The organism is Streptomyces sp. JHA26 (assembly GCF_002005565.1).
In the GTDB taxonomy this organism is placed as follows: domain Bacteria; phylum Actinomycetota; class Actinomycetes; order Streptomycetales; family Streptomycetaceae; genus Streptomyces.
Genome location: NZ_BDJC01000042.1, coordinates 39,275 through 63,637 on the forward strand (window position 1 = coordinate 39,275; position 24,363 = coordinate 63,637).

Annotated in this window: 26 protein-coding genes and 1 pseudogene; 17 read left to right on the forward strand and 10 right to left on the reverse strand. The window is 74.2% G+C overall.

The window, feature by feature from the left end; genetic code table 11:
* The first annotated feature begins 45 nt into the window (after positions 1–45).
* The gene (locus JHAT_RS23670) at positions 46–240 is read left to right on the forward strand and encodes a hypothetical protein (RefSeq protein ID WP_077800274.1); all 195 of its coding nucleotides are present in this window, start codon (positions 46–48) and stop codon (positions 238–240) included.
* Between the two features lie 195 nt (positions 241–435).
* The gene (locus JHAT_RS23675) at positions 436–1,875 is read left to right on the forward strand and encodes an amidase (protein ID WP_077800275.1); all 1,440 of its coding nucleotides are present in this window, start codon (positions 436–438) and stop codon (positions 1,873–1,875) included.
* Between the two features lie 55 nt (positions 1,876–1,930).
* On the opposite strand, the pseudogene JHAT_RS35465 reads toward JHAT_RS23675, so the two are convergent.
* From JHAT_RS35465 to JHAT_RS23690, 3 genes and pseudogenes are all read right to left on the reverse strand, one after another.
* Positions 1,931–2,122: pseudogene (locus JHAT_RS35465) on the reverse strand (hypothetical protein); the annotation flags it as partial.
* Positions 2,123–2,136: 14 nt separating this feature from the next.
* Positions 2,137–2,346, reverse strand: coding sequence for a DUF397 domain-containing protein (locus JHAT_RS23685; RefSeq protein WP_077800276.1), 210 nt, complete (start codon positions 2,344–2,346; stop codon positions 2,137–2,139).
* The gene (locus JHAT_RS23690) at positions 2,343–3,227 is read right to left on the reverse strand and encodes a helix-turn-helix transcriptional regulator (protein WP_077800296.1); all 885 of its coding nucleotides are present in this window, start codon (positions 3,225–3,227) and stop codon (positions 2,343–2,345) included. The genes JHAT_RS23685 and JHAT_RS23690 overlap by 4 nt, the downstream gene beginning before the upstream one ends.
* 238 nt (positions 3,228–3,465) lie before the next feature.
* Here JHAT_RS23690 and mshB point away from each other — a divergent pair, with 238 nt between their 5' ends.
* The 5 genes from mshB to JHAT_RS23720 all read left to right on the forward strand — a co-directional run bounded on the left by mshB (position 3,466) and on the right by JHAT_RS23720 (position 9,247).
* Positions 3,466–4,341 (forward strand): N-acetyl-1-D-myo-inositol-2-amino-2-deoxy-alpha-D-glucopyranoside deacetylase, encoded by an 876-nt coding sequence (gene mshB, locus JHAT_RS23695; protein WP_077800277.1) that lies wholly within the window; start codon positions 3,466–3,468, stop codon positions 4,339–4,341.
* On the forward strand, positions 4,338–4,760 hold the full coding sequence (locus JHAT_RS23700) for a DUF6113 family protein (protein WP_077800278.1): 423 nt from the start codon (positions 4,338–4,340) through the stop codon (positions 4,758–4,760). Before mshB ends, JHAT_RS23700 begins: the two co-directional genes overlap by 4 nt.
* Positions 4,761–4,916: 156 nt before the next feature.
* Complete coding sequence (locus JHAT_RS23705; protein ID WP_077800279.1) at positions 4,917–7,199, forward strand: hypothetical protein; 2,283 nt, start codon at positions 4,917–4,919, stop codon at positions 7,197–7,199.
* A 270-nt stretch (positions 7,200–7,469) separates the two neighbouring features.
* Entirely contained in the window at positions 7,470–8,636 is a 1,167-nt protein-coding gene (locus JHAT_RS23715; protein ID WP_077800280.1) for a sensor histidine kinase, read from the forward strand.
* Entirely contained in the window at positions 8,633–9,247 is a 615-nt protein-coding gene (locus tag JHAT_RS23720; protein WP_077800281.1) for a response regulator transcription factor, read from the forward strand. Before JHAT_RS23715 ends, JHAT_RS23720 begins: the two co-directional genes overlap by 4 nt.
* Positions 9,248–9,475: 228 nt before the next feature.
* Here the strand turns inward: JHAT_RS23720 and JHAT_RS23725 are convergent, their stop codons facing one another.
* Together JHAT_RS23725 and JHAT_RS23730 are read right to left on the reverse strand one after the other, a co-directional pair.
* Positions 9,476–10,330 (reverse strand): transglutaminase-like domain-containing protein, encoded by an 855-nt coding sequence (locus JHAT_RS23725; protein ID WP_077800282.1) that lies wholly within the window; start codon positions 10,328–10,330, stop codon positions 9,476–9,478.
* An 88-nt stretch (positions 10,331–10,418) separates the two neighbouring features.
* A complete protein-coding gene (locus tag JHAT_RS23730) occupies positions 10,419–11,534 on the reverse strand; it encodes a GNAT family N-acetyltransferase (protein WP_171991024.1) in 1,116 nt (371 codons plus the stop codon).
* A gap of 110 nt (positions 11,535–11,644) precedes the next feature.
* Between JHAT_RS23730 and fdxA the strand changes: the two genes are divergently transcribed.
* The gene (gene fdxA, locus JHAT_RS23735; RefSeq protein ID WP_003973842.1) at positions 11,645–11,965 is read left to right on the forward strand and encodes a ferredoxin; all 321 of its coding nucleotides are present in this window, start codon (positions 11,645–11,647) and stop codon (positions 11,963–11,965) included.
* A 115-nt stretch (positions 11,966–12,080) separates the two neighbouring features.
* Positions 12,081–13,220, forward strand: coding sequence for a bifunctional succinyldiaminopimelate transaminase/glutamate-prephenate aminotransferase (locus JHAT_RS23740; protein ID WP_077800284.1), 1,140 nt, complete (start codon positions 12,081–12,083; stop codon positions 13,218–13,220).
* 74 nt (positions 13,221–13,294) lie between these two features.
* Here JHAT_RS23740 and JHAT_RS23745 read toward each other — a convergent pair whose 3' ends face one another.
* Together JHAT_RS23745 and JHAT_RS23750 are read right to left on the reverse strand one after the other, a co-directional pair.
* The gene (locus tag JHAT_RS23745) at positions 13,295–13,714 is read right to left on the reverse strand and encodes an ATP-binding protein (RefSeq protein WP_077800285.1); all 420 of its coding nucleotides are present in this window, start codon (positions 13,712–13,714) and stop codon (positions 13,295–13,297) included.
* Between the two features lie 299 nt (positions 13,715–14,013).
* Entirely contained in the window at positions 14,014–14,997 is a 984-nt protein-coding gene (locus JHAT_RS23750) for a heavy metal transporter (RefSeq protein WP_077800286.1), read from the reverse strand.
* Between the two features lie 94 nt (positions 14,998–15,091).
* On the opposite strand from JHAT_RS23750, the gene dapE reads away from it, so the two are divergent.
* Complete coding sequence (dapE, locus tag JHAT_RS23755; RefSeq protein ID WP_077800297.1) at positions 15,092–16,171, forward strand: succinyl-diaminopimelate desuccinylase; 1,080 nt, start codon at positions 15,092–15,094, stop codon at positions 16,169–16,171.
* Between the two features lie 108 nt (positions 16,172–16,279).
* Positions 16,280–17,038 (forward strand): TIGR00730 family Rossman fold protein, encoded by a 759-nt coding sequence (locus JHAT_RS23760; protein WP_077800287.1) that lies wholly within the window; start codon positions 16,280–16,282, stop codon positions 17,036–17,038.
* A gap of 71 nt (positions 17,039–17,109) precedes the next feature.
* Here JHAT_RS23760 and folP read toward each other — a convergent pair whose 3' ends face one another.
* Complete coding sequence (gene folP, locus JHAT_RS23765; protein ID WP_077800288.1) at positions 17,110–17,970, reverse strand: dihydropteroate synthase; 861 nt, start codon at positions 17,968–17,970, stop codon at positions 17,110–17,112.
* A gap of 231 nt (positions 17,971–18,201) precedes the next feature.
* On the opposite strand from folP, the gene JHAT_RS23770 reads away from it, so the two are divergent.
* Together JHAT_RS23770 and JHAT_RS23775 are read left to right on the forward strand one after the other, a co-directional pair.
* Positions 18,202–18,555: a DivIVA domain-containing protein gene (locus tag JHAT_RS23770; protein WP_077800289.1), complete on the forward strand. Its 354-nt coding sequence runs from the start codon at positions 18,202–18,204 to the stop codon at positions 18,553–18,555.
* Positions 18,552–19,136 carry a DNA-3-methyladenine glycosylase I gene (locus JHAT_RS23775; protein WP_077800290.1) on the forward strand — a complete coding sequence of 195 codons (585 nt, stop codon included), beginning with the start codon at positions 18,552–18,554 and terminating at the stop codon, positions 19,134–19,136. Before JHAT_RS23770 ends, JHAT_RS23775 begins: the two co-directional genes overlap by 4 nt.
* 43 nt (positions 19,137–19,179) lie before the next feature.
* On the opposite strand, the gene JHAT_RS23780 is transcribed toward JHAT_RS23775, so the two are convergent.
* A complete protein-coding gene (locus JHAT_RS23780; RefSeq protein ID WP_077800291.1) occupies positions 19,180–19,983 on the reverse strand; it encodes an enoyl-CoA hydratase/isomerase family protein in 804 nt (267 codons plus the stop codon).
* Positions 19,984–20,334: 351 nt separating this feature from the next.
* Here JHAT_RS23780 and JHAT_RS23785 point away from each other — a divergent pair, with 351 nt between their 5' ends.
* The gene (locus JHAT_RS23785) at positions 20,335–20,502 is read left to right on the forward strand and encodes a DUF3117 domain-containing protein (RefSeq protein ID WP_003966491.1); all 168 of its coding nucleotides are present in this window, start codon (positions 20,335–20,337) and stop codon (positions 20,500–20,502) included.
* Positions 20,503–20,688: 186 nt separating this feature from the next.
* Here the strand turns inward: JHAT_RS23785 and JHAT_RS23790 are convergent, their stop codons facing one another.
* Positions 20,689–21,387: an O-methyltransferase gene (locus tag JHAT_RS23790; protein WP_290439815.1), complete on the reverse strand. Its 699-nt coding sequence runs from the start codon at positions 21,385–21,387 to the stop codon at positions 20,689–20,691.
* Positions 21,388–21,674: 287 nt separating this feature from the next.
* On the opposite strand from JHAT_RS23790, the gene sigE reads away from it, so the two are divergent.
* The 3 genes from sigE (at position 21,675) to JHAT_RS35010 (ending at position 24,299) form a co-directional block, all read left to right on the forward strand.
* Positions 21,675–22,346, forward strand: a complete 672-nt coding sequence (gene sigE, locus JHAT_RS23795) for an RNA polymerase sigma factor SigE (RefSeq protein WP_077800293.1) — start codon at positions 21,675–21,677, stop codon at positions 22,344–22,346.
* Positions 22,343–23,317 carry an anti-sigma factor gene (locus JHAT_RS23800; protein ID WP_077800294.1) on the forward strand — a complete coding sequence of 325 codons (975 nt, stop codon included), beginning with the start codon at positions 22,343–22,345 and terminating at the stop codon, positions 23,315–23,317. The genes sigE and JHAT_RS23800 overlap by 4 nt, the downstream gene beginning before the upstream one ends.
* 94 nt (positions 23,318–23,411) lie before the next feature.
* Complete coding sequence (locus JHAT_RS35010) at positions 23,412–24,299, forward strand: hypothetical protein (RefSeq protein ID WP_216353440.1); 888 nt, start codon at positions 23,412–23,414, stop codon at positions 24,297–24,299.
* The last annotated feature ends 64 nt before the right edge of the window (positions 24,300–24,363 follow it).

The window sequence follows — 24,363 nt, forward strand, 5'->3', positions numbered from 1 at the left end:
CGTCCGACCTTCCCATGTCCCTGGGTTCTTTGGAGGTGAGCCGCCGTGGCACTCTCGATTTCGGCGGTGGTGCTGCTGGCGATCATCGTCTTCCTGCTGGTCAAGAAGTCAGGACTGAAAGCCGGCCATGCGATCGTCTGCATGCTGCTCGGCTTCTATCTGGCCTCTTCGACCGTCGCGCCGACGATCAGCGAGGTGACGACGAACATCGCGGGGATGATCGGAAGCATCAACTTCTGAGCACCGTCTCCCGGCCGGGCCCCGTGGCACGTCCCGGGGCCCGGCCGGAGTCCACGTCCCGTCCGTGAGCCGGCCGCCGACGGCGGCCGGAACGCGTGACCGTTCCGACGCGCGCCCACCGGCCCCCTCGCGTGTTACCCGCTGGTAGGCAATGATGGCGGGGCCATCATCCACGTGCGCAGGGCGGAGCCGACGGTGACGACTTCCGAGGAACAGAGCGAGGAACGCGACGGGTCGCGGACGAGGGTGCACGCCTTCCGGGACGACGCCCTCGGGGACCACGACGCGGTCGGCCTCGCCCGCGCGATCCGCCGGGGCGAGGTCGGCGCCGCCGAGGCCGCCCGCGACGCCGGGGCACGGGTCAGGGCCGTCGAGCCCCGGTTGAACGCCGTCCAGGTCCGTCTCGACCTCCCGGCCCTCGGCTCCGCGCCCGACGGCGCCTTCGCCGGGGTGCCGACCTTCGTCAAGGACAACACCGACTACCGGGGCCTGCCCACCGGCCACGGCAGCGCCGCCTTCACGCCCCGGGCGGCCCGGCGGCACGCCCCGTTCGTCCGCCAGTTCCTGAGCACCGGTGTCACGGTGCTCGGCAAGACCCGGTTGCCCGAGTTCGGGTTCAGTCCCTCCACGGAGTTCGAGGGGGCCGAGCCCGTCCGCAACCCGTGGCACACGGACCACTCGGCGGGCGGGTCCTCGGGCGGCAGCGCGGCCCTGGTCGCCGCCGGGGCGGTGCCGATCGCCCACGCCAACGACGGCGGCGGCTCGATCCGCATCCCGGCCGCCGCGTGCGGCCTCGTCGGCCTGAAGCCGAGCCGCGGCCGGGTGGTGGCGAACGCGCAGGGCCGCAGGCTCCCCGTCGACCTCGTCGCCGACGGCGTCGTGAGCCGCTCGGTGCGCGACAGCGCGGCGTTCCTGGCCGCTGCGGAGCGCCACTGGCGGAACCCGAAGCTGCCGCCCGTGGGCCTTGTCGAGGGCCCCTCGGACCGCCGCCTGCGCATCGGCCTCCTGGTGGACTCCCCGAACGGCGTCCGGGCCGACGCCGACACCCGGGCGGCCGTCACGGAGACGGCCGAGCGCCTCGAGCGGCTCGGACACACCGTGGAACCGGTGGAGCTGCCCCTCGACCCGCGGTTCACCGACGACTTCCTCACCTACTGGGGCATGCTGTCGTTCCTGCTCGGCGTCAGCGGCAGAACGCTGGGCGCGGACTTCGACCGGAGCCGCATGGACGGCCTCAGCCGGGGCCTGCGCGAGACGTACGTGCGGAAGTGGAAGCGGACACCGGGCGTCGTGCGCAGGCTGAGGCGCACGCGGGAGGCGTACGCGGCGGGCTTCCGGGGGCTCGACGTGATCCTCTCCCCGGTCCTGGCCCACACCACCCCGCCGATCGGCCACCTCGACCCGGCCGTCCCCTACACCACGCTGATCGAACGGATCCTCGCCTACGTGGCGTTCACCCCGGTCGACAACGTCGTCGGCACCCCGTCGATGTCGGTGCCGGCCGCGAGCGCGACGGCGGACGGGCTGCCGATCGGCGTCATGTTCTCGGGCCGCCCGGGAGCCGAACGGACGCTGCTGGAGCTGGCGTTCGAGCTGGAGGCGGACCGGCCGTTCCGACGGCTCCAGGATTCCTGAGAGGCGGCGGCCGGGGACCGGCCCGGGGCCTCTCCGGGCGCCGCCCCGCCCGCCGTCAGAGCAGAAGCGGCACCGCCGCGCCCCACAGCACCGACAGGGCCACCAGCGGAGGCCCGACCGGCATGCCCTGCTGCCCCGCCGGCGCCTCCGCCGGCGGTCGCAGCTCCGGGCGGAGCAGTAGCGCCCGCACCTCCTCGGCGACACGCTCCGCGCCCGGCTCGCGGCCCAGGCGGCGCTCCAGCCACGCCCGATCCGCCCGGTTCAGCCCTCGACGGCGTACGGCACGAAGCCGGCCCAGGCGGCGGGCGCGAAGGCCAGACGGGGGCCCTCGACGTTCTTCGAGTCACGGACGTGAACGGTGCCGGGTTCGGTGGCGATCTCGACGCAGGAGTCGGTCTCGGCACCGCTGCTGTAGCTGCTCTTGAACCACGCCAGGTCGGAGGCGTTCCCGGACGAGGCCGTGTGCGTCATGTCTCCCCCAGCAGTCGGTCGATGAAAGCAGTCGACTCACGCGGTGTGAGGGCCTGCGCCCGGATGATGCCATACCGAAGTTCCAGGATACGGAGCTGCCTCGGATCGGTGACCGGTCGTCCGTTGGCGACTCCCGGGGAACGACCCACCGCCGTCCCGTCGTCGAACTTCAGCACCTCGATCCCACCGTCCGCCCCGGCGTGCTCTTCGCGGTCCATCGGCATGACCTGGATCTCGACGTTGGGCAACTGCCCAACCGCCAGAAGGTGTTCGAGCTGCCGACGCACGACCTCCGTTCCCCCGAGGCGTCGCCGGAGCGACCACTCGTCCTGGACGAAGCTGAGTTCAGGTGCCGAGTCCCGATCGAAGACCGTCTTACGGGCCATGCGAGCGGCCACACCCCTTTCGACCTCCTCGTCGGCGTACCGAGGCCGACGCATCCGGAACAGGGCTTGCGCGTACTCCGGTGTCTGCAAGAGGCCATGGATGTTCACGGGGTCGTAGAGCTGAAGCTCGACCGCCCGTGCCTCCAACTGCGCCAGATCCCGCACCTTCTTCGGGTACCGGACCTTCTTCACGTCCTCCTGCATCGCCGCGACGAGACCACCGGCGCGCAGCACCTCGTCGGCCATGAGCAGGTACTCGGGCCGGGGGATCCGCTTGCCGGTCTCGATCTTGTAGACGAGGTCCTCGCCGTATCCCACGGCCACCGCGAACTCGCCGACCCGCAACCCCGCCGCTTCCCGCCGGAGCCTCAACTGGCGTCCCACCGTGGCGACCACGGCGAGCGCCCAGTCGTCGTCCGGGTCCACCTCCCAGCCCGGCTCGTCCGTCCGGTCCGTCTCGGCCCCGGCCCGCACCGCCTCACCGTTCACCGACATGCGCGCCCCTCCGCAGTGCTGCCCCGTACCGTCCCGCTCCGCTCGCAGGCGCGGACTGTGGCTCTGCGTGACGGTGCGGTCACTCATCACGGTACGTTCGGTCGGCCACGCCCGGTGACGTGAATCGGCAAATCACCGGAACCCGCCGCCTCGGCCACGGCGCGCTTCGACGCCCGCGAGGGAGACGATCCGCGGCGCCGGGCCCGCGGACCGGCCGGGCGCCTCATAGGCTGGTCCCATGACGGAACTGCCCCCCTCCCGCGCCGACCGGCGTCTGCTGCTGGTGCACGCTCACCCGGACGACGAGTCGATCAACAACGGCGCGACCATGGCCCGGTACGCCGCCGAAGGCGCCCATGTGACGCTGGTCACCTGCACGCTCGGCGAGCGGGGCGAGGTCATCCCGCCCGAGCTGGGGCACCTGAGCGGGGCCGCCCTCGGCGGGCACCGGCGGGGGGAGCTGAAGGAGGCGATGCGCGCGCTCGGGGTCGAGGACTTCCGGCTGCTCGGCGGGGCCGGGCGGTACAGCGACTCCGGGATGATGGGGCTGCCCGACAACGACGATCCCGGCTGCTTCTGGCAGGCCGACGTCGACCGGGCGGCGGGGCTGCTCGCCGAGGTGATCCTCGAGATCCGCCCCCAGGTCCTCGTCACCTACGACGACGACGGCGGCTACGGCCACCCCGACCACATCCAGGCCCACCGCGTCGCCATGCGCGCCGTCGAGCTCGCCGCCGAGCAGGGCTGGGACGTCCCCAAGGTCTACTGGAACCGCGTGCCCCGGACCGTCGCCGAGGAGTCCTTCGCCCGCCTCGAGCGCGACCTGCCCGGCCTGCCCTTCGAGAAGGCGGCCGCCGTCGGTGACGTGCCGGGCGTCGTCGCCGACGAACGGATCACCACCGAGATCGACGGCACCCCGTACGCCGCCGCCAAGGCCGCGGCGATGCGGGCGCACGCCACGCAGATCACGGTGGCCGAACCGTACTTCGCGCTCTCCAACGAACTCGCGCAGCCGCTCTTCACCACCGAGTACTACGAGTTGGTGCGCGGCGAGCGTCCCGCGCGGCGCGAGAGCGACCTGTTCGCCGGGACCGGGACCGGGGGAGCGTCGTGAGCGGGCGTACCGAGCCGCCGGCCTCCGCCCTGGCCCGGCCCCTGCGACCGCCGTCCCCCGGGCGGGCCGCCCTCTACCTCGGGCTCCTCGTCCTCGGCGCCCTGACCGGAGTGGCGGGAGCGCTCGTGCAGGGCGCCTGGTTCCCCGGCGGGCTGCTGCTCGCGCTGGCCGCAGAGGCGGGCCTGTGCCTCGGCGCCGGACGTGCCGTGGGCCGCCGCGGCGGGGCCGTGGCGCCCGCCGTCGGCTGGGCGGTCGCCGTCGTGCTGCTCACCACCAGCCGCCCGGAGGGGGACTTCGCCTTCGCCGCGGGCGGCGGCTCGTACCTCTTCCTGCTCGGCGGCATCGCCGTCGCTGTGATGTGCGCCACCCTCGCCCCGGTGCGGCAACCGAACGGCGGCGACGCCCGACTTGGCAAATGACGTACCGCTTCGCCGGGTCACGGGCGTGCACGTCCGGTGTGGGTTTCCCCAGCAGTCATGGGATACGCGTGAGAAGCGGCCAGTATGGTGGTGCGCGCCGCCGGGCCGCCCGCTTTCTGGTGCGCCGGGCGGCGGAGCCAACCGGGAGAACCTGCCTTGAGTCGTGAAACTGACAGTCCGTCCTCCGGGCCCAACGGGCGCGGTGGAGCCGCGTACCCGTCGGGCACCCCGCCCTACGGGACCCCCGTGGCTTCCGGCGCCGGTGCGGACGCGGGCCGTTCGGCCACGCGGCCGGAGGAGCGCAAGACCGAGACGACGCTGACGACCCGGATCCGGATCAACATCCCCGGGTCGCGGCCCATTCCGCCGGTCGTCGTGCGCAAGCCCGTCGCGGACGCCGAGAGCGACGCGACCGCCGCGGAGGCAGCCGAGCACCCCGAGCCGGGTGCCACCGCGCCCGCGGGCGTGGCCGAGGCTTCCACCGAGCCCGCCCGGCCGGCCGAGGAGAAGCCGACCAGCGACTGGTTCGCGCCCCGCAGGTCCACGCCGGGCAAGGGCGGCCAGGGCGGCGGCTCCACCAACGGAGCCGGTGTTCCCGGCGGTTCCGGAGCCGGTACGGCCGGCCCGGGGACGGCGTCCTCGGGCACCGGTACGGCCGGCGCCGCGCGACCGGGCGGCGGGAGCGGCCGCCCCGGTGGCGTGGTCGGCTCCATGAGCGTGCCGGGCGGTCCCCGGTCCGGTTCCACCAACGGCGCCGGCCTGCCCGGCGCGACCGGCGGACCCGTGGCACCCGGACACGGCGGCGGCACCGGTTCCTTCGACGTGACCGAGGCGCTGGCGGCGGGACCGCTCGGCGGCAACGGGACGCGTCCGGGCGGCGACACCACCGCCGAACCGGGCCGTGACGACCTGCCGTTCCCCCCGCAGGACGGGCGCGGCGGGCGCAGCGTCTTCGACGACCTGGACGGGCGGAGCGGCCAGGAGCGGCAGAGCGGGCAGCCCGTCCCCGGCGGCCCCCGGACACCCGCGGGCCCGACGACCGGCCCGGTCACCGGCGACGGCCCGCCGGTGCCCCCGCTCGGCGGGCCGGGCGCACCGGGACGGCTCGACGGACAGCGCGGCCCCGCGCCCACCGGCCTGCGCGGCCCCGGCACCCTCGGCGCACCGGGTGCTCCGGGCGCTCCGGGCAGGCCCCAGGGCCCCGGGCACAGCCCCGGCGCCGGTCCCGCGCGGCCCGGTCCCGGTGGTGGCCTGAGCGACGACACCGCGATCCTCACCCCGCAGCGCCCCGCCCCGGAACCGCCGGGCGGCGCCCGCTACGGCAACCCGGACAACGTCTCCGGGAACACCGTCACCAGCGGCATCCCCGTCGTACCGGGCGACCGCGACACCCCGTTCCCCGGCGCGTCCCCCGACGGACCGCGCCCGTCCACGCCCCCGAAGGCGCCCGCACCGGCCCCCGCGGGCTCCGCCGAGCCGGCCGCCAAGAAGAAGAAGGGCCGGAGGAAGCTCCCGCTGCTCGTCGGCGGCCTGATCGTCGTCGTCGGCGGTGCCTACGGCGCCGGCCTGCTGATGAACCGCTCCGACGTGCCCAAGGGCACCACCGTGCTCGGCGTCGACATCGGCGGCGGCACGCGCGACGACGCCGTCGAGAAGCTGGACGCCGCCCTCGGCGACCGGGTGAACAAGCCGCTGAAGCTCACGGTGGGCGGCGACACCGTCTCCCTGAAACCGGACCAGGCGGGGCTCCAGCTCGACACCCAGGCCACGGCCAGCGCGGCGGCGACGAGCGACTACAACCCGGTCTCCGTGATCGGCTCGCTCTTCGGCAACCACCGCGTCGTCGACCCGGTGATGCCCGTCGACGAGGAGAAGCTGCACGCCGCCCTCCAGGAAGCGGCGGGCGGCGCGGGCTCGGTGACCGAGGGCACGATCACGTTCCAGTCCGGCAAGGCCGTCCCGGTGTACGGCAAGCCGGGCAAGGGCATCGACGTCGCCAAGTCGACCGAGGCGGTGGAGACGGCCTACCGCACCCAGGTGGAGACCGGCACCTCCGCCGTGGTGAACGTGGTCACGACCGAACGGCGGCCGACGGTCTCCAATGCCGAGGTCGACCGGATGATGAAGGAGTTCGCCGAGCCGGCGATGTCGGACGTCGTCACGGTCAAGGCGGGCGGGGCGGAGGTCAAGTTCAGCCCCGAGAAGTCCCTGTGGAAGTTCCTCGCCGTCAAGCCGGTCGGGGGCAAGCTGGTCGAGTACTACGACAAGGACGCGCTGAAGAAGCTGTACGGCGGCGCGTACGACGGCGTGCTGGTCACCCGGGGCAACGGCAAGAAGACACCCGTGACGCCGGAAGACGTCATCGGCGCCATGCGCAAGGCCCTGCTCGGCAAGACGCCGGCGGAGCGCGTCGGCGTCGTCGAGACCGACCCGAGCTAGCGGTCGGCACGATGAGGGGGCTCCCGGTCCACGGCCGGGAGCCCCCTGTCGTTCGAAGGCGTCCGGGCACTGCCGGTGGACGACCGGAACCGGCTGCGGCCGGCTGCGGAACATCGCCGCACGGCTGCCCGCGCACGCGTACGCTGCTCCGGGGGCAGGCGATCGAACAGAGTCACGCCCCGCACGCGGAGGATCTCGCCGTCCTCGCCGTCTCCCTCGCGCCCTTCGCGGGGGCGTGGCGTGGCTGTACCGGAAGGACGCGCTGGAGGCGTGAGCGGTGTCGGCATGGGGCAACGCCCGGAGAAACTCGGGCAGAAGGCCGTCAAGTCGCTGTGGGTCGGCATCTGGCTGGTCTACCTGAGCGCCCCCGTCACCGACCTGCTGAACGGCGGCCACGGCACGGGCGCGCGGATCCTCGGCTGGGCCGGCCTCGTCGGCTTCGTCGTCTGGTACATGCTGCTGCTCTTCCGCACCGGACGCAGCGACCGCACCGACGGGATCCTCGCCTCCCTCGCCGCCCTCGCGGCCGAGTCCACGCTCCTCGTCCTCACCCTGGGCCGGGAATGGCTGGTCCTGTTCGTGTACGTCTCCATCGCCTCCGGCGCCACCCTGCCGCTGCGCCTGGCCCGCTGGACGGTTCCCGGCGCGTCCGCGCTGATGGCGGTGCTGGCGTTCGTCGTGCCGGACGCCCGCTCCTTCCTCGGCGGGCTGCTCGTCCCGGCGCTGCTGGGAGGCTTCGCCATGACCGGCATACGCGAGCTGATCCGGACGACGATCGCGCTGCGCGAGGCCCGCGCCACCGTCGCCCACCTCGCCGCCAACGAGGAGCGGCTGCGGCTCGCCCGCGACCTGCACGACCTGCTCGGCCACTCGCTGTCCCTGATCACGCTGAAGAGCGAACTCGCCGGCCGCATGCTCCCCGGCCATCCGGAGAAGGCCGCCCAGCAGGTCGCCGACATCGAACAGGTCAGCCGCCAGGCCCTCGTCGACGTCCGCGAAGCCGTCACCGGCTACCGACGCGCCCGCCTGGCCGCCGAACTCGCCGGGGCCCGGGTGGCGTTGACGGCCGCCGGCGTGACCCCCGAACTGCCCGGCGAACCCGACCTCACCGGTGTCCCCGAGGAGTCCGAGTCGGCCCTCGCCTGGGCGCTGCGCGAGGCGGTCACCAACGTCGTACGGCACAGCGGCGCCCGGCGCTGCACGGTGGAGCTGCTCAGGCGCCGGACCCCGGACGGGCAGGTGCTCGAACTGTCGGTGGAGGACAACGGCTCCGGCGGCCCCGGGTCGGCGCACGCCCCCGGCAACGGCCTGGCCGGACTGTCCGAGCGCCTCGGTGAGGCGGGCGGCGAACTGGAGGCGGGCCGCACCCGGCACGGGTTCCGGCTGGTCGCCCGCGTCCCGGCCGGCGCCGCGGCGGACGTAGGATCCGGGGCATGAGCCGCACGATCAAGGTCCTGCTGGCGGAGGACCAGGCGATGGTCCGCGAGGCACTGGCCGCCCTGCTCGGCCTGGAGGAGGACATCGAGGTCGTCGCCCAGGTGGCGCGCGGCGACGAGGTGCTGGACGCCGCCCGCGCACACGGCGTGGACGTGGCGCTGATGGACATCGAGATGCCGGGCGCGACCGGCATCGAGGCGGCGGCCCTGCTGCACCGCGAACTCCCCTCGGTGAAGCTGATCGTCCTCACCACCTTCGGCCGGCCCGGCTACCTGCGCAGCGCCATGGAGTCCGGCGCCGACGCCTTCCTGGTCAAGGACGCCCCGGCGGCCCAGCTGGCCGAGGCCGTACGGAAGGTCCTGGCGGGGGAGCGGGTCATCGACCCCACCCTGGCGGCGGCCGCCCTCGCCGAGGGCGCCAACCCCCTCACCGACCGCGAACGAGAGGTCCTGCGCGCCGCGTCCGACGGCTCCACCAACGCGGAACTCGCCCAGGCCCTCCACCTCTCCCCGGGCACGGTCCGCAACTACCTCTCCACGGCCATCCAGAAACTGGCGGCCCGCAACAGGGCGGAGGCGGTCCGCATAGCGCGGGAGAAGGGCTGGCTGTGACCACGCTGCCCGCGGGCAGCCGTGCCTTCGCCCCAGCCCGTGGGCAGCCGTGCCTCCCCGGTGCCTGAACGGCCCGGGAGACGCCCCGCGACGCCAGGTCGCGCACCCACCTCCCCCCGCCGCGCCGGGTCGCGCACCCCGTGCAACGCCGGTTCGCGCACTCCCGCCGCGTCGACGTCGCGCACCCCGTGCGACGCCGGCTCGCGCACTCCCGCCGCGCACCACCGCTCAGTTCAGCAACGCCCTCGCCGCCCGAGCCTCCCCCCGTACCTTCTCCGCCGCCCCCTCGTCCACCGCCCCGACCACGTCGGCGTACGCGTCCAGCTCCACCGCCCCCGCCACGAACTCCCCCCGTTGCACCAGCAGCCGCGCCCGCTCGTACCGCAGCCGCGCCGCGTGCGACGGCAACAGCAACGCCAGCTCGATCGCCCACAGCCCCACGTCCGACCGCTCCGGGCGAGCCGCCGCCCACGCCCGGACGTTGTTCAGGATCCGCGTCACCACGTCCAGCGGCGCCGCGGGCTCCAGCATCGACGGATGCAGCCCCGCCCCCGTGGCCCCCGCCACCAGCACCTCCGCGTCGTTCCCGCTGAGCACCCGCCCCCCGTCGAACGGGTCGGCGAGCACCCGGTCCCCCTCCGGCCCGAACCCGACCACGAAGTGCCCGGGCAGCGCGACCCCGTACACCGGAGCCCCCGCCCGCCGGGCCACCTCCAGCCACACCACCGACAACAGGATCGGCAGCCCCCGGCGGCGCCGCAGCACCTCGTGCAGGAGCGACGACTCCAGGCGCCGGTAGTCCGCCGCGGTCCCGTGGAACCCGTACCGCTCGCCGAGCAGGTCCCGCAGCGCGACCGCCCAGGCGCGGGGCGAACCGGGCCGGAACGGCACCTGCCCGGCCAGCCGGTCGAGCTCCATCTGCGCGGCGTCCAGACCCGCCTCGTCCAGCGCCCCGTCCGCCACGGCGCCCACCAGGAGGCACAGCGCCGACAGATCGGGCCGCTCGGACCGCGCCTCTTCGGCGAACCGCCGCCGCACCTCGGCGGAACGCTCGGGCGGCGGGGGATGGGGGAGGTGACGCATATCAGGCTCGTGCCCTCTCACGGCGATCGGCGAACGACGAACGGCGGGAGGCGGCCGGGGCTGAGCCCCCGCCCCGTCCCGGCAAGGTTCAGCCCCGCCCCGTCCCGGCGGCGCCTTCGGGCGCGCGGTAGTGGTGGTACGCGTGGTGCGCCGAGAACCCCATCCCGGCGTACAGCGCCCGCGCCCCCGCGTTGTCCGTCTCGACCTGGAGACACGCCGCCGAGGCGCCCTCGTCGAGCGCCCGCCGGGCCAGCGCGGCCATGACAGCGGTGGCGAGCCCCCGCCGCCGCTGTCCGGGGTCGACCTCGACGGCCGCGAAGGAGGCCCACCGCCCGTCCACGACGCACCGCCCGATCGCGGCCGGCGCCTCCGTCCCGGGCACCGTCGCGAACCACACCGACGGGCCCGCGCCGGGCTCGGCCTCCGCCCCGGACCCGGCCTCGTCCGCGCGTGGGGGGACCCCCGCACGGGGGGACCCGCCGTGCAGCACCCGCAGCGCCACCTCGCTCACGCCCTTGCGCTGGTACCGCGACAGCCACGCCTCGTCGGCCTCCCGGGACAGCACCACACCGGCCCCCTCGGCCCGGTCGGCGACCGGCGCCAGCGGACCGGTCCACACCTCGGCCGTCACCTCCCGCATCCAGCCCCGCCGCTCCAGCTCCGCGCACAGCAGCTCCTGCGTGCCCTCGGCGCCGGTGGCGGTCTGGACGTACGCGGGCAGGCCGCGCTCGCCGTACCAGCGGCGCACCGCGGTCAGCGCGTCGTCGAGCGGCATCCCCGGATCGCCGAGCGGCAGGACGGAGTTGGCCCGCCGGGTGAACCCGGCGGCGGCCCGCAGCTCCCACGCGCCGAGCCACTCGCTCTCGACGGGCCGCCAGGCCCGCGCGGCGACCCGCGCCAGCTCCTCGTAGGACGCGGCGGGCCCGCGCCGACGCGTCGGGGCGGCGGGCACGACCTTGCCCGCCACCAGCGTGGACTCCGCGATCCGGACCGACTCGCCGTTCCTCCGTGTGATCAGCAGCACACTGTTGTTCCATGATGTGAGAACACCGACCGTGTCGGTGAACTTCTCCCCTGGGACACCAGGTTCGCTCAAGCACCGTACGGAGACTCGTTTGCCCACGTCAGCAGCCGTAATGCGGACCTCGAGTCGGCCGGTGGCAGAGATTTCCACGGGTGGGTCCACCCCTCCTGTTCGGATCATGCCCAAGAACGGAGATACTAGGGGCGGGCATCGACGACGCCGCGCTCCCGCGCGCCAGGCGGCGGAGCCTGAGGAGGCCCGCCAGCGCCCTATCGAGGAGGAACGACAGCGTGACCTACGTCATCGCGCAGCCTTGTGTCGACGTGAAGGACAAGGCGTGCATCGAGGAGTGCCCGGTCGACTGCATCTACGAGGGCCAGCGGTCCTTGTACATCCACCCGGACGAATGCGTCGACTGTGGTGCCTGTGAGCCGGTCTGCCCGGTCGAGGCGATCTTCTACGAGGACGACACTCCGGAGGAGTGGAAGGACTACTACAAGGCGAACGTCGAGTTCTTCGACGAGCTCGGCTCGCCCGGCGGCGCCAGCAAGCTGGGTCTGATCGAGCGCGACCACCCCTTCGTCGCCGCGCTGCCGCCGCAGAACCAGTAACGGCGGCCCGCACGCGCGCCGCCTCGGTCCCGTACGGCCCGGTCACCCGACCGGCGCCGCACGGGACCGAGGCGTTTGCCGTACCGGGCGGCCACGACGAAAGTGAGCCAGTAACGTGTCCGCAGTCTCCGACCCCCCGCCCGTCGCCCGCCGCCACCCTTCCGGGGAGTCGCTGCGCGACCGCCTCCCCACCTTCCCCTGGGACAGGCTGGAGCCGTACAGGAAGACGGCCGCCGCGCACCCCGGCGGCATCGTCGACCTCTCCGTCGGCACCCCGGTCGACCCGGTCCCCGAGCTGATCCAGAAGGCCCTGATCGACGCGGCGGACTCCCCGGGCTACCCGACCGTCTGGGGCACCCCGGCACTGCGCGACGCGATCACCGGCTGGGTCGAGCGCCGCCTCGGCGCCCGGGACGTCACCCACCGCCACGTCCTGCCGATCGTCGGCTCCAAGGAACTCGTCGCCTGGCTCCCCACCCAGCTGGGCCTCGGCCCCGGCGACCGCGTGGCCTTCCCGCGCCTCGCCTACCCGACGTACGAGGTCGGCGCGCGCCTGGCCCGCGCCGAGTACGAGGCGTACGACGACCCGACCGAGCTGAACCCGGCGGGCCTGAAGCTGCTGTGGCTGAACTCCCCCTCCAACCCGACCGGCAAGGTCCTGCCGCAGGCCGAGCTGACCCGGATCGTCGCGTGGGCCCGCGAGCACGGCGTCCTCGTCGTCTCCGACGAGTGCTACCTGGAGCTGGGCTGGGAGGCCGACCCGGTCTCGGTCCTCCACCCGGACGTCAACGGCGGCTCGTACGACGGCCTGGTCGCCGTCCACTCGCTGTCCAAGCGGTCCAACCTCGCGGGCTACCGCGCGGCCTTCCTGGCGGGCGACCCGGCCGTCCTGGGCCCGCTCCTGGAGATCCGCAAGCACGGCGGCATGATGACCTCGGCGCCGACGCAGGCGGCCGTGGTGGCGGCCCTCGGCGACGACGAGCACGTCCGCGTCCAGCGCGAGCGGTACGCGGCCCGCCGCGCGGCCCTGCGCGAGGCGCTCCTCGGCCACGGCTTCCGCATCGAGCACAGCGAGGCCAGCCTCTACCTGTGGGCCACCCGCGACGAGTCCTGCTGGGACACGGTCGCCCACCTGGCCGAACGCGGCATCCTCGTGGCCCCCGGAGACTTCTACGGCCCGGCCGGCGAGAACTTCGTCCGCGTCGCCCTCACCGCCACGGACGACCGCGTGGCGGCAGCGGTGAGCCGCCTGTAGCCCCACGGCACGGCGACGGGGCCCGGGAACGAACCCCGGGCCCCGTCACCGCGACAGCCGACAGCAGCCGGCCGTCAGCGGAGCGACAGCCCCTTCGCCGGCAGCGCGTCGCCCGCCGGCAGCCCGCTCTTCGTGGCCGTCGCCGCCGTGTCACCGACGAGGTCCCCGGCGGAGTCCGTCGCGTCGGCGGCGGCCTTCTGCGCCACGGGCGTGGTCTTCTTGACGACCGAGCCGCCCGTCCGGCCCGCGGCGGGCACGGTCTTCTTGACGGTCCTGCCGCCGGTGTCGCCCGCGACCTCGGTGACGTCCTGCGCGGCGCCGTCGACGGCCTCGCCGACGTTCGCCCCGTCCAGCGCGGTCAGCCCGCCGAGGTTCGGGGCGGCCTGCAGCTCGGGAGCCGCACTCGCGGAGCCGGCCGCACCGACCCCGGCGGCCGCTCCCGCAGCGACGAGCAGCGCGGCACGGGCGATCCGGCGGGTCAGGGGGAGGGACATGATGCTCCTTCGACGGAAGTCGATGATGGGGTTCCGTCCGTGCCCGGCGGGTGATCGCCGGGCACGGACGCAGTGACTACCGCTCGAAGGCCGTGAAGGTTGCGGCGGCACGACGTAAAGAGTTGGCAATGCGTCGCATTATCGGTTGCCCGGAAAAGCGGACAAAAGGGTTTCGGTCGGAAGGTCTGCCGAATCCTTACAGCCCTTCGTCCTCCCGGGCTCCGGCGGATCCGGGGGTGAGCGCGCGGGAACCCGCGCACCCCGCCGGTGCGGCTACCTCCCGCGAGTGACGCCTCGCACTACCGCGCGGACGTGATCCGCACCGGCCCCGGGCCCCGTTCCGCACCGTGGGTGCCGCCCGCGGCCAGGGGGGACCACGTGCTGTCGGTGTTCCCGGCGGTCCACTGCCGGCCGGCGTAGGTGACCCGTTCGATGCGCAGCGCGGACGCGTTGGCCACCGCCCAGTGCGCCAGCTGCCAGCCGCGCCGCTCGGCGTCCCGCTCCCCGCCCGGGCCGGGGCCGTCGTCCACGGGCAGCGTCACGGTCCGCCCGTCGGAGCCGGCGCGGGCGCTCGGGGACGGTGCGGCACCGGACTCCTCCGGGGCGCCCACCTCCGCGCCGATCGGCTGGAGCACGTCGCGCCCGAAGTCCCGCACGAGCGCCGCACGCACCGCGTCCGGTCCCTCGCCCCGGCGCGTGCCGGGGCGCCCGTCGCAGGTCAGCGTCGCCGCGGACCGCCCGGTCAGGGCCGCCGCCAGCAGCGCGGCGTCCGGCTCGTGCTTGGCGTACGCGTCGGGGAAGGCGCTGCGCTGCACGCGCTGCGCGGCGACCGTCAGGGGCAGCCGCGTGTAGCCGGGCACCTCGACCAGGTGGTCGTAGAACACGCCCGCCGAGTACGCCGGGTCCATGATCTCCTCCGCGCTGCCCCAGCCCTGCGAGGGCCGCTGCTGGAACAGGCCGAGCGAGTCGCGGTCGCCGTAGTCGATGTTGCGCAGCGCGGACTCCTGGAGCGCGGTCGCCAGGGCGATCGTCACCGCCCGTTCGGGCAGGTTCCGCGCGGTGCCCACCGCGGTGATCGTCGCCGCGTTCACCGCCTGCTCCGGCGTGAACTCGTAGGCGGTCCGGTCGTCCCCGCCCGAGACGACCCTGCAGCCCGGCGCGCCGGCGCCGCCGGTGACGTACTGGACCGTGAGGTAACCGGCGACCGCGAGCAGGACGACGAGGGCAGCCCCGGCACGGAGGAGGCGGCCGCGGCGTTTGCGGGTGGTGGTCGGCTCAAGCACGCGTACAAGGTACTGGAGAGTAGGACTTCCGGTGGGCGAGGTGCGGATGATGCGCGAGGGCACCGCCCACGACCCGGCGGGTAGGGTCGACGGCATGGCCGATACCCCGCTTGACCTCACGCTGGACGCCGCGGAGCTCACCGCGCGGCTCGTCGACCTCCCCTCCGAGAGCGGCTCCGAGAAACCGCTGGCGGACGCGATCGAGAGCGCGCTGCGCGCCCTGCCGCACCTGACGGTCGACCGGTACGGCAACAACGTCGTGGCCCGCACGGACCTGGGCCGGGCGGAGCGCGTGATCCTGGCCGGCCACATCGACACCGTGCCGATCGCCGGCAACGTCCCCTCCCGGCTGGACGAGGACGGCGTCCTGTGGGGCTGCGGCACCTGCGACATGAAGGCGGGCGTCGCCGTGCAGCTGCGCATCGCGGCCACGGTCCCGGCCCCCAACCGCGACCTGACCTTCGTCTTCTACGACAACGAGGAGGTCGCCGCCGAGCTGAACGGCCTCAAGCACGTGGCCGAGGCCCACCCCGAGTGGCTGGAGGGCGACTTCGCGGTCCTCCTGGAGCCGTCCGACGGTCAGGTGGAGGGCGGCTGCCAGGGCACCCTGCGGGTGAAGCTGAGGACGACGGGGGAGCGCGCGCACTCCGCCCGGAGCTGGATGGGTTCCAACGCCATCCACGCCGCCGCCCCGATCCTCGCCCGGCTGGCCGCGTACGAGCCGCGGTACCCGGTGATCGACGGCCTGGAGTACCGCGAGGGCCTGAACGCGGTCGGCATCACGGGCGGGGTCGCGGGCAACGTCATCCCCGACGAGTGCGTGGTCACCGTCAACTTCCGCTACGCCCCGGACCGCAGCCCCGAGGACGCCCTCGCCCACGTCCGCGAGGTCTTCGCGGACTGCGGGGTGGCGGAGTTCGTGGTCGACGACCACAGCGGCGCGGCCCTGCCGGGCCTGTCCCACCCCGCCGCGGCGGCCTTCATCGAGGCGGTCGGCGGCACCCCGCAGCCCAAGTACGGCTGGACGGACGTGTCGCGCTTCTCCGCGCTCGGCGTCCCCGCGGTCAACTACGGCCCGGGCAACCCGCACTTGGCGCACAAGAGGGACGAACGGGTGGAGACGGCGAAGATCCTCGCGGGGGAGGAGCGGCTGCGGTCCTGGCTGACGACGTGATCCGGTCCGGGTTTACGCCGCTGCGTTCCGGACATGCTGACGTCCCCCGTACGTAACCCGCGTAGATCTACGCTGAGGTGGAACCACCTGCACACGGAGGGAGCGCACATGCCCACAGGCAACCCGGAGGGCAAGAAGCAGCCGCCCGAGGAGCAGCGTCTGGGCCCGGTCCTCCGGCGGCGGGGCCAGGTCCAGGAGAGCACCACGGACCAGCGCCTGCTGGACGAGCGTGCCCCCACGGACTGGGTCCACACCGACCCCTGGCGCGTCCTGCGGATCCAGTCGGAGTTCATCGAGGGCTTCGGCACGCTCGCCGAACTCCCGGCCGCGATCAGCGTCTTCGGCTCCGCCCGCACGCCGGTCGACTCACCGGAGTACGACGCCGGCGTCCGGCTGGGCCGCGGCCTGGTGGAGGCGGGCTTCGCGGTCATCACCGGCGGCGGGCCGGGGGCGATGGAGGCGGCCAACAAGGGCGCGCTGGAGGCCAAGGGCATCTCGGTCGGCCTCGGCATCGAGCTGCCCTTCGAGCAGGGCCTCAACCCGTACGTCGACATCGGGCTGAACTTCCGTTACTTCTTCGTCCGCAAGATGATGTTCGTGAAGTACGCCCAGGGCTTCGTGGTCCTGCCCGGCGGCCTCGGCACCCTCGACGAGCTCTTCGAGGCGCTCACCCTGGTGCAGACCCAGAAGGTCACCCGCTTCCCCATCGTCCTGTTCGGCTCCGCGTACTGGGGCGGCCTGGTCGACTGGCTCCGGGGCACCCTGGTCGCCCAGGGCAAGGCCGCGGAGAAGGACCTGCTCCTGTTCCACGTCACGGACGACGTGGACGAGGCGGTCGCCCTGGTCTCCAAGGAGGCGGGCCGCTAGGGCCCGGGAGCGGGAGAAGGGGCGGCGGGGGCCGGAGGTCCCGCGTCCGCCCCACGGGCCGCGCCCGCCCCCTACGCCAGCCCCCGCCGAGCCACGGCAGGTGCCCGGTGTCCGGCGATCGTCGCCACCATGTCCAGCACCTGCCGCGTCTCCGCGACCTCGTGCACCCGGTACACCCGTGCCCCCAGCCACGCCGACACCGCCGTCGTCGCCAGCGTCCCCAGCACCCGCTCCTTCACCGGCCGGTCCAGCGTCTCGCCCACGAAGTCCTTGTTGGACAGGGACACCAGCACCGGCCACCCCGTCTCCACCATCTCCCCGAGCCGCCGCGTCGCCTCCAGGCTGTGCCGCGTGTTCTTCCCGAAGTCGTGCCCGGGATCGATCAGCACCGACTCCCGCGGCACCCCCAGCGCCACCGCCCGCTCGGCCAGTCCCAGCGTCACGCCGAGGATGTCGGCCATGACGTCGTCGTACGTCACCCGGTGCGGCCGCGTCCGCGGCTCGGCGCCGCCGGCGTGCGTGCACACCAGCCCCACCCCGTGCCGGGCCGCCACCTCGGCGAGCTTCGGGTCGACACCGCCCCACGCGTCGTTCAGCAGGTCCGCCCCCGCCTCGCACACGGCCTCGCCGACCTCGTGCCGCCAGGTGTCCACGCTGATCACGACGTCCGGGAAGCGCCGCCGCACCTCCGCGACGAACCCCACGGTCCGCCGCGCCTCCTCCGCGGCCGACACCTCGTCGCCGGGCCCGGCCTTCACCCCGCCGATGTCGATGATCGCCGCGCCGTCGGCCACGGCCTGCTCCACGCGCGCGAGCGCCGGCTCGTCGTGGAAGGTGGCGCCCTGGTCGTAGAAGGAGTCCGGGGTCCGGTTCACGATCGCCATGATCACCGGCTCGTGCGCCGCGAACTCGCGCCTGCCCAGCCTGAGCATCCCCTGTGACATCTCCTCGTCCCTACCGTTCCTCACGTCCCGCTCCGGCTCCGGCTCCGACGTCCCGCCCTTCGGCGTCCGTCCGCGTCCTGGGACCGCCTGCGATCCCGACTGTCAGACTCGCATGGCACGATCGGACCCGACACAACCGACTACGATCCAACCAGCCGACGCGATCCGTCCGACGGACCAGGCGATCGCAGCGCTCGTTCCGACCATGGGGGCCCAGCGATGGTCATGTTCCTCTTCCTCGTCGTCGCGCTCGCCGTCGTGGTCGCCGCGGTGACGCTCGCCGTGGTGAGCGGCGGGGACAGCGGGCCGCTGCCCGAGGCCGAACCCGAGCGGCTGCGGGACTTCCTGCCCCCGGACCGCCCGGTGGCCCGCGCGGACGTGGAGCGGCTCCGCTTCCCGCTCGTCCTGCGCGGCTACCGCATGGCGGACGTCGACGACGCCCTCGGCCGCCTCGGCGCCGAGCTCTCCGAGCGCGACGCCCGCATCGCCGACCTGGAGTCCGCCCTGGCGGGCGCCCGGGCCGCCGCCCACCACGTCTCCACGGAGAAGCCGGACCAGGAGGAGCAGCAGTGAGCGCCGGCGAGGCCGTCACCGGCCCGGACGGCGCGCCGCGCTGCCCCTGGGCCCTGTCCGCCGCGGACTACGTGACGTACCACGACGAGGAGTGGGGCCGACCGGTCCACGGCGACGACGCCCTGTTCGAGAGGCTCAGCCTGGAGGCCTTCCAGTCCGGTCTGTCCTGGATCACCATCCTGCGCCGCCGCCCCGGTTTCCGCGCCGCCTTCGCCGGCTTCCGGATCGCCGAGGTGGCGGCCTTCACCGACGAGGACCGCGAACGGCTGCTCGCCGACCCGGGCATCATCCGCAACCGCGCCAAGGTCGACGCGACCCTCGCCAACGCGCGCGTGCTGGCCGGGTGGGCCCTCGGCGAGCTGGACGAGCTGATCTGGTCCCACGCCCCCGACCCGGACGGCCGCCCGGTGCCGAAGACCCTCGCCGACGTCCCGGCCGTCACACCGGAGTCGACGGCCCTGTCGAAGACCCTGAAGAAGCGGGGCCTGCGCTTCGTGGGCCCCACGACGGCGTACGCGCTGATGCAGGCGTGCGGACTGGTCGACGACCACCTGGCGACCTGCGTGGCCCGACGGACGTGAGCGACGCGGGCGGGGCGACCGCGACCGCCCGCCCGCACCGGGCTCAGCGACCCAGGTACACGGGCTTCTCCTTGTCGACGAACGCCCGCACCGCGATCCCGTGGTCCTGTGACGCCCCGGCCCGCGACTGCAGCTCGTCCTCCTTCTCCAGCGTCTCGGAGAGCGAGTGCGTCAGCCCGTACGCCATCGCCTCCTTCAGCGCCGCGTAGGCCACCGTCGGCCCCTCGGCCAGCGCCCGCGCCGTCCGCTCGGCCTCGGCGCGCAGGTCGGCGGCCGGGACGACCCGGTTGGCGATGCCCAGCTCGTAGGCCTCCTGGGCCTTGACGCTGCGCGGGAACAGCAGCAGGTCGGCGGCGCGCCCGGGGCCGACGACGCGCGGCAGCGTCCAGGAGACGCCCGAGTCGGCGGTCAGCGCGACGCCGGCGAACGACGTGTTGAACGCCGCCGTCTCCGCGACGATCCGGTAGTCCGCGGCGAGCGCGAAACCGAAGCCCGCCCCGGCCGCCACCCCGTTCACGGCGGCGACCACCGGCTTGGGCGCCTCGGCCAGCGCCCGCACGATCGGGTTGTAGTGCTCGCGGACCGTGCTCATGGTCCGGCCCTCACCCGTCTCCCGGTCGGCTGCCAGCAGTCCGATGTGCTCCTTGAGGTCCTGGCCGACGCAGAACGCCCGGTCCCCGGCCGCCGTGAGCAGCACCGCCCGCACGGCGTCGTCCGCCGCGGCGGACCGCGCCGCGTCCCGGAGCGCGACCTTCGCCTCGATGTTCAGCGCGTTCATCGCCTCGGGACGGTTCAGCGTGATCGTCGCGAGCCCGTCGCTCACCTCGTAGAGCACGGTGTCGGCCATGGAAATCCCCTCCGCGTCGCGGCTTGTGTCTGCAGGACAGCATGACGGAGATCACCGATGGCGGACCGTCGCGGGGATGTGACCTGCGTCAAAGAGTTCCGGTCCGTATCCATTCGGCGGAAGTGGGGCGGGGCGCGCAGTATCGCAGCCACATCGCCGAATTGAGTGGTTTTGCTCGCGCGCGTTGCCCAAGCGATGCAGACCGATGTTGGTCATCGGGTCCTGGGATGCGGGATAATGGAGGGGAAGCAATGTGTTCGATGCCGGTGTCGCGCGTTCCGTGCCGGACTGCGCGTGCCCTCACGGGCCGTCGGCGGTGACGGTGAGCTGGTATCAGGAAGGGGAACGAGCATGGCGGCCATGAAGCCGCGGACGGGCGATGGCCCGCTCGAGGTGACCAAGGAGGGGCGGGGCATCGTCATGCGCGTTCCGCTCGAAGGCGGCGGTCGACTCGTCGTCGAGCTGACCCCCGACGAGGCCGACGCGCTCGGCGACGCCCTCAAGAAGGTCGTCGGCTGACGCGCAAGCGACCATACCCGTTCAGTCGCCCCGGTGCCGTACCTGGCACCGGGGCGATTGTTTTCCGGGTTTTCCTCCGGATTTCCGGGTTTCCCCGGGCATTCCCGGGGCGTTTTCACGGTGCCGGCCACAACTTCCCGGGACCGGTCACCGCTTCCCGGTGCCGGCCGTCGCCGTCCGCTCCGGCTACCGCTTCACCGCGCACAGCAGCCCGTCGCCCACCGGCAGCAAGGACGGCACCAGCTCCTGGCTCTCCCGCACCGCGCGCAGCACCTCCCGCAGCCGCAGCACCTCGGTGGGCTGCGGTCCGGAGTCGATCGTCCTGCCGGTCCCGAAGACGCCCTCGAAGGCGACGAGACCCCCCGGACGCAGCAGGCGCAACGATTCGGCGAGGTAGTCCAGGTACTCCAGCCGGTCGCCGTCGCAGAAGACGAGGTCGTAGCCGGCGTCCGCCAGCCGGGGCAGGACGTCCAGGGCGCGGCCCGGGATGAAGCGGGCCCGGTTGCTGGCGAAGCCCGCGGCCCGGAAGGCCTGCCGGGCGAACTGCTGGTGCTCCGGCTCCGGGTCGACGGTGGTCAGCACCCCGTCCGGCCGCATGCCCTGCAGCAGGTGGATCCCCGACACCCCGCAGCCGGTACCGATCTCCGCGACCGCCTTGGCGTCCACGGCGGCGGCGAGCAACCCGAGCGCCGAGCCCGTGCCGGGCGTCACCGAGCGCAGGCCCGCCTCGCGGGCCCGGTCGCGCGCCCAGAGCAGCGCGTCGTCCTCGGCGACATAGGCGTCGGCGAACGCCCAGCTCGTCTGCCGGTTGCCGGTAATGACCCTCTCCTGTCCCCGTCGTTGCCTCGGCGTGACTGTATCCGTTGCCGTCGGGAACTCGCAGATGGGACCGGTCGTTCGAAGGGGTACGGGAAGACACGATCGAGCGACCGGGACGGCGACGGGGGCGGCGGATGGGCAAGGGCACCGAGCAAGTGCTGACGCAGCCGTACGAGCGGTACGAGCTCAGATCAAATTCTCGTAAAACCGCTTATCCGGAGCTAACGGGCGAGGTGGCTATGGTAGGGGCCCCACTGGACACCACCAGAGCCGACAGAGGAGGTGCGGCCGTACCTGTGGATCGGGGAGGAGTGCTGCGGCGCTTTCTCGGATCGGCGGGCAGGCCGAAATCCGTGAACGACACCGCTGCTGACCACAGCCACGCCACCGGCCCCGCCTCGGGACCCGCCCAGACCGCGACCTTCACCAGCGACGCGGACGGGCAGGCGTGGACTCCGCCCACCTGGGAGGAGATCGTCAGCACGCACAGCGGCCGGGTCTACCGCCTCGCCTACCGCCTCACCGGCAACCAGCACGACGCCGAGGACCTCACCCAGGAGGTCTTCGTCCGCGTCTTCCGGTCCCTGTCGACCTACACCCCGGGCACCTTCGAGGGCTGGCTGCACCGCATCACCACCAACCTGTTCCTGGACATGGTGCGCCGCAAGCAGCGCATCCGTTTCGACGCGCTCGGCGACGACGCGGCCGAGCGGCTGCCCAGCAAGGACCCCAGCCCGCAGCAGGTCTTCCACGACGCCCACTTCGACGCGGACGTCCAGCAGGCGCTGGACACCCTCGCCCCCGAGTTCCGCGCCGCCGTCGTCCTGTGCGACATCGAGGGGCTGTCGTACGAGGAGATCGCCGCGACCCTCGGCGTCAAGCTCGGCACCGTCCGCTCCCGCATCCACCGCGGCCGCTCCCAGCTGCGCAAGGCCCTCGCGCACCGTTCCCCCCGGGCGCGCGCCGAGCGCCGCTCCTTCGTGGCCCGTGTTCCCGCACTGGGAGGAGGGGGCACGAGCGCGTGAGTGGGTCACGGCCGAAACCGGAGGGACACCTCGCGGAGCAGCACCTGGGAGACCGACTCTCCGCCCTCGTGGACGGAGAGCTCGGCCATGACGCGCGTGAGCGCGTGCTGGCGCACGTGGCGACCTGCCCGAAGTGCAAGGCGGAGGTCGACGCGCAGCGCCGTCTGAAGAACGTCTTCGCCGAGGCCGCCCAGCCGACCCCGTCCGAGAGCTTCCTGGCCCGCCTCCAGGGGCTCCCGGGAGGCGGCGACGCGGACGGCCGCGGCTCGTCGCCGAGAAGGGGCGACTTCTCCGACGGCATGCCCGGCACGCCCGGGAAGTTCGCGTTCGGCTACGTCCCCGCCCGAGCGCACTCCTCCCTGCAGCCCTCCTCGTCGGTGGACCGGGGCTTCCGGATCCATGACGTGAGCCGGCACGAGTCGGAGCGGTCGGCGTCGCGGGGGATGCGGTTCGCGTTCGTCGCCGCGGGAGCGGTGTCGCTGGCCGCGATCGCGCTGGGCGGTGTCACCCTCGGCACCCCCGACACGACCACGGAGGCCCGGGGTTCCGGCACCGGCAGCAACGTGACGCCGCTGGGCACCCCGAGCGCGGGAGCGGGCAAGAACCCCGAGAACCAGCGCCGCCGCTCGGTCGGCCCGCTGCTCGGCCAGGCCCAGGGCCGGCAGGTGCTCGGCGAGTCCCCCGCGGCCCCGACCGAGGTGTCCGCGCCACTGGTGCCCGGCCTGCCGGCCCCCGTGGCCGCCGACCCGCTGCAGCGGGCCGTACGGGCACTGACCACGGCCGACGCGGTCGCCGTGTCCCCGCTGATACGGCCGCTGGAGTCGGTCCCGCCGCTCACCCTGGCCGCCTGGCCGTCGGCGCCCGTGATCGAGCGGCCCGGTCTCTTCGCCGTACCCGCGCCCGTCCCCGACCCGCTCCCCGCCCCCGGGGCCTCGGTGCCCCCCGCCACGTCCCACCGTCCGGCTCCCTGACAGGGATCTGCGCGCCGGCACGCGGACCTGATTGAATCCGGGATGGCGCCAGAGCTCTTGGAGCCGACGATCCGCGGCCAGGTGTGGGGAGAACATGAACGAGGGGAAGCCCACGAAGGCGAAATGGTGGAGCCGTCCTCGCCCGTCCGAGGACGGCTCCGGAGGAGACTTCGAACTGGCGCGTCCTCAGGCCGCCCACGGCACCGGCGACGCCGAGCGCGCCGAGCGTGACGAGGGCGACGAGGGCGGCTTTCCGCCGGAGCGTCCCGGGGCGGCCCGGGCGGCCGACGAGCGGGACCACGACGGCGACTACGAACTGGACGGCCCCGCGGCACGGCCCGCCGCCCCACCGGCGGACACCGCCGCCGCCCCGGGCACCCCACTCACCGTCCCGGACCCACGCGCCGCCCCCGACGCCCCGGGTGCTCCCGCTGCTGAGGCCGCCCCGGACGCTCCGGACGCTCCCGGTCCCGAGGCCGCCGCCGGAACCACCGGCACCGGCACCGGCGCCGTCCCGGGTGTTCCCGGTACGGGCGTCGAGGGCGACCCCCGTGCCGACGACACCCCCGCTCCGGTCCCCGAGCCCGTCGCCGGGCGTCCCCGGCCGCTGCACGACCCCGACCCCTACAGCACCCCGCCGTACGGCGAGCCCGGTCCCTGGGCCCCCGCCCCGCCGGTCCAGCACCCGGCGACGACACCGGCTCACGGCACGACGACCCCCCCGGTGTCCGCGGGGATGCCGGCGGCACCCTCCGGCACCCCGATGCCCGACCCCGCCTTCGCGGACGCCCCGCCCCCCGCCCCGGCGGTCCAGCACCCGGCGCCGGCACCCCTCACGCCCGCGGCCGCGCCCGCCGCACCCGGCACGTCCGCGGGGCGCCCCCGCCTCCGGGCGCCCCCGACCCCGACCCCTGGCGGCGCTACGACCCGTGGGCCGCGGCGGCCGCCGCCCCGCTCCAGCAGAGCGGCGCCGTCGTCCTGACGCGGGAGCAGCGGCGCAGGCGGGCCCGGCGGACACTCGTCGTCGGCGTCCTCCTGGTCGCGCT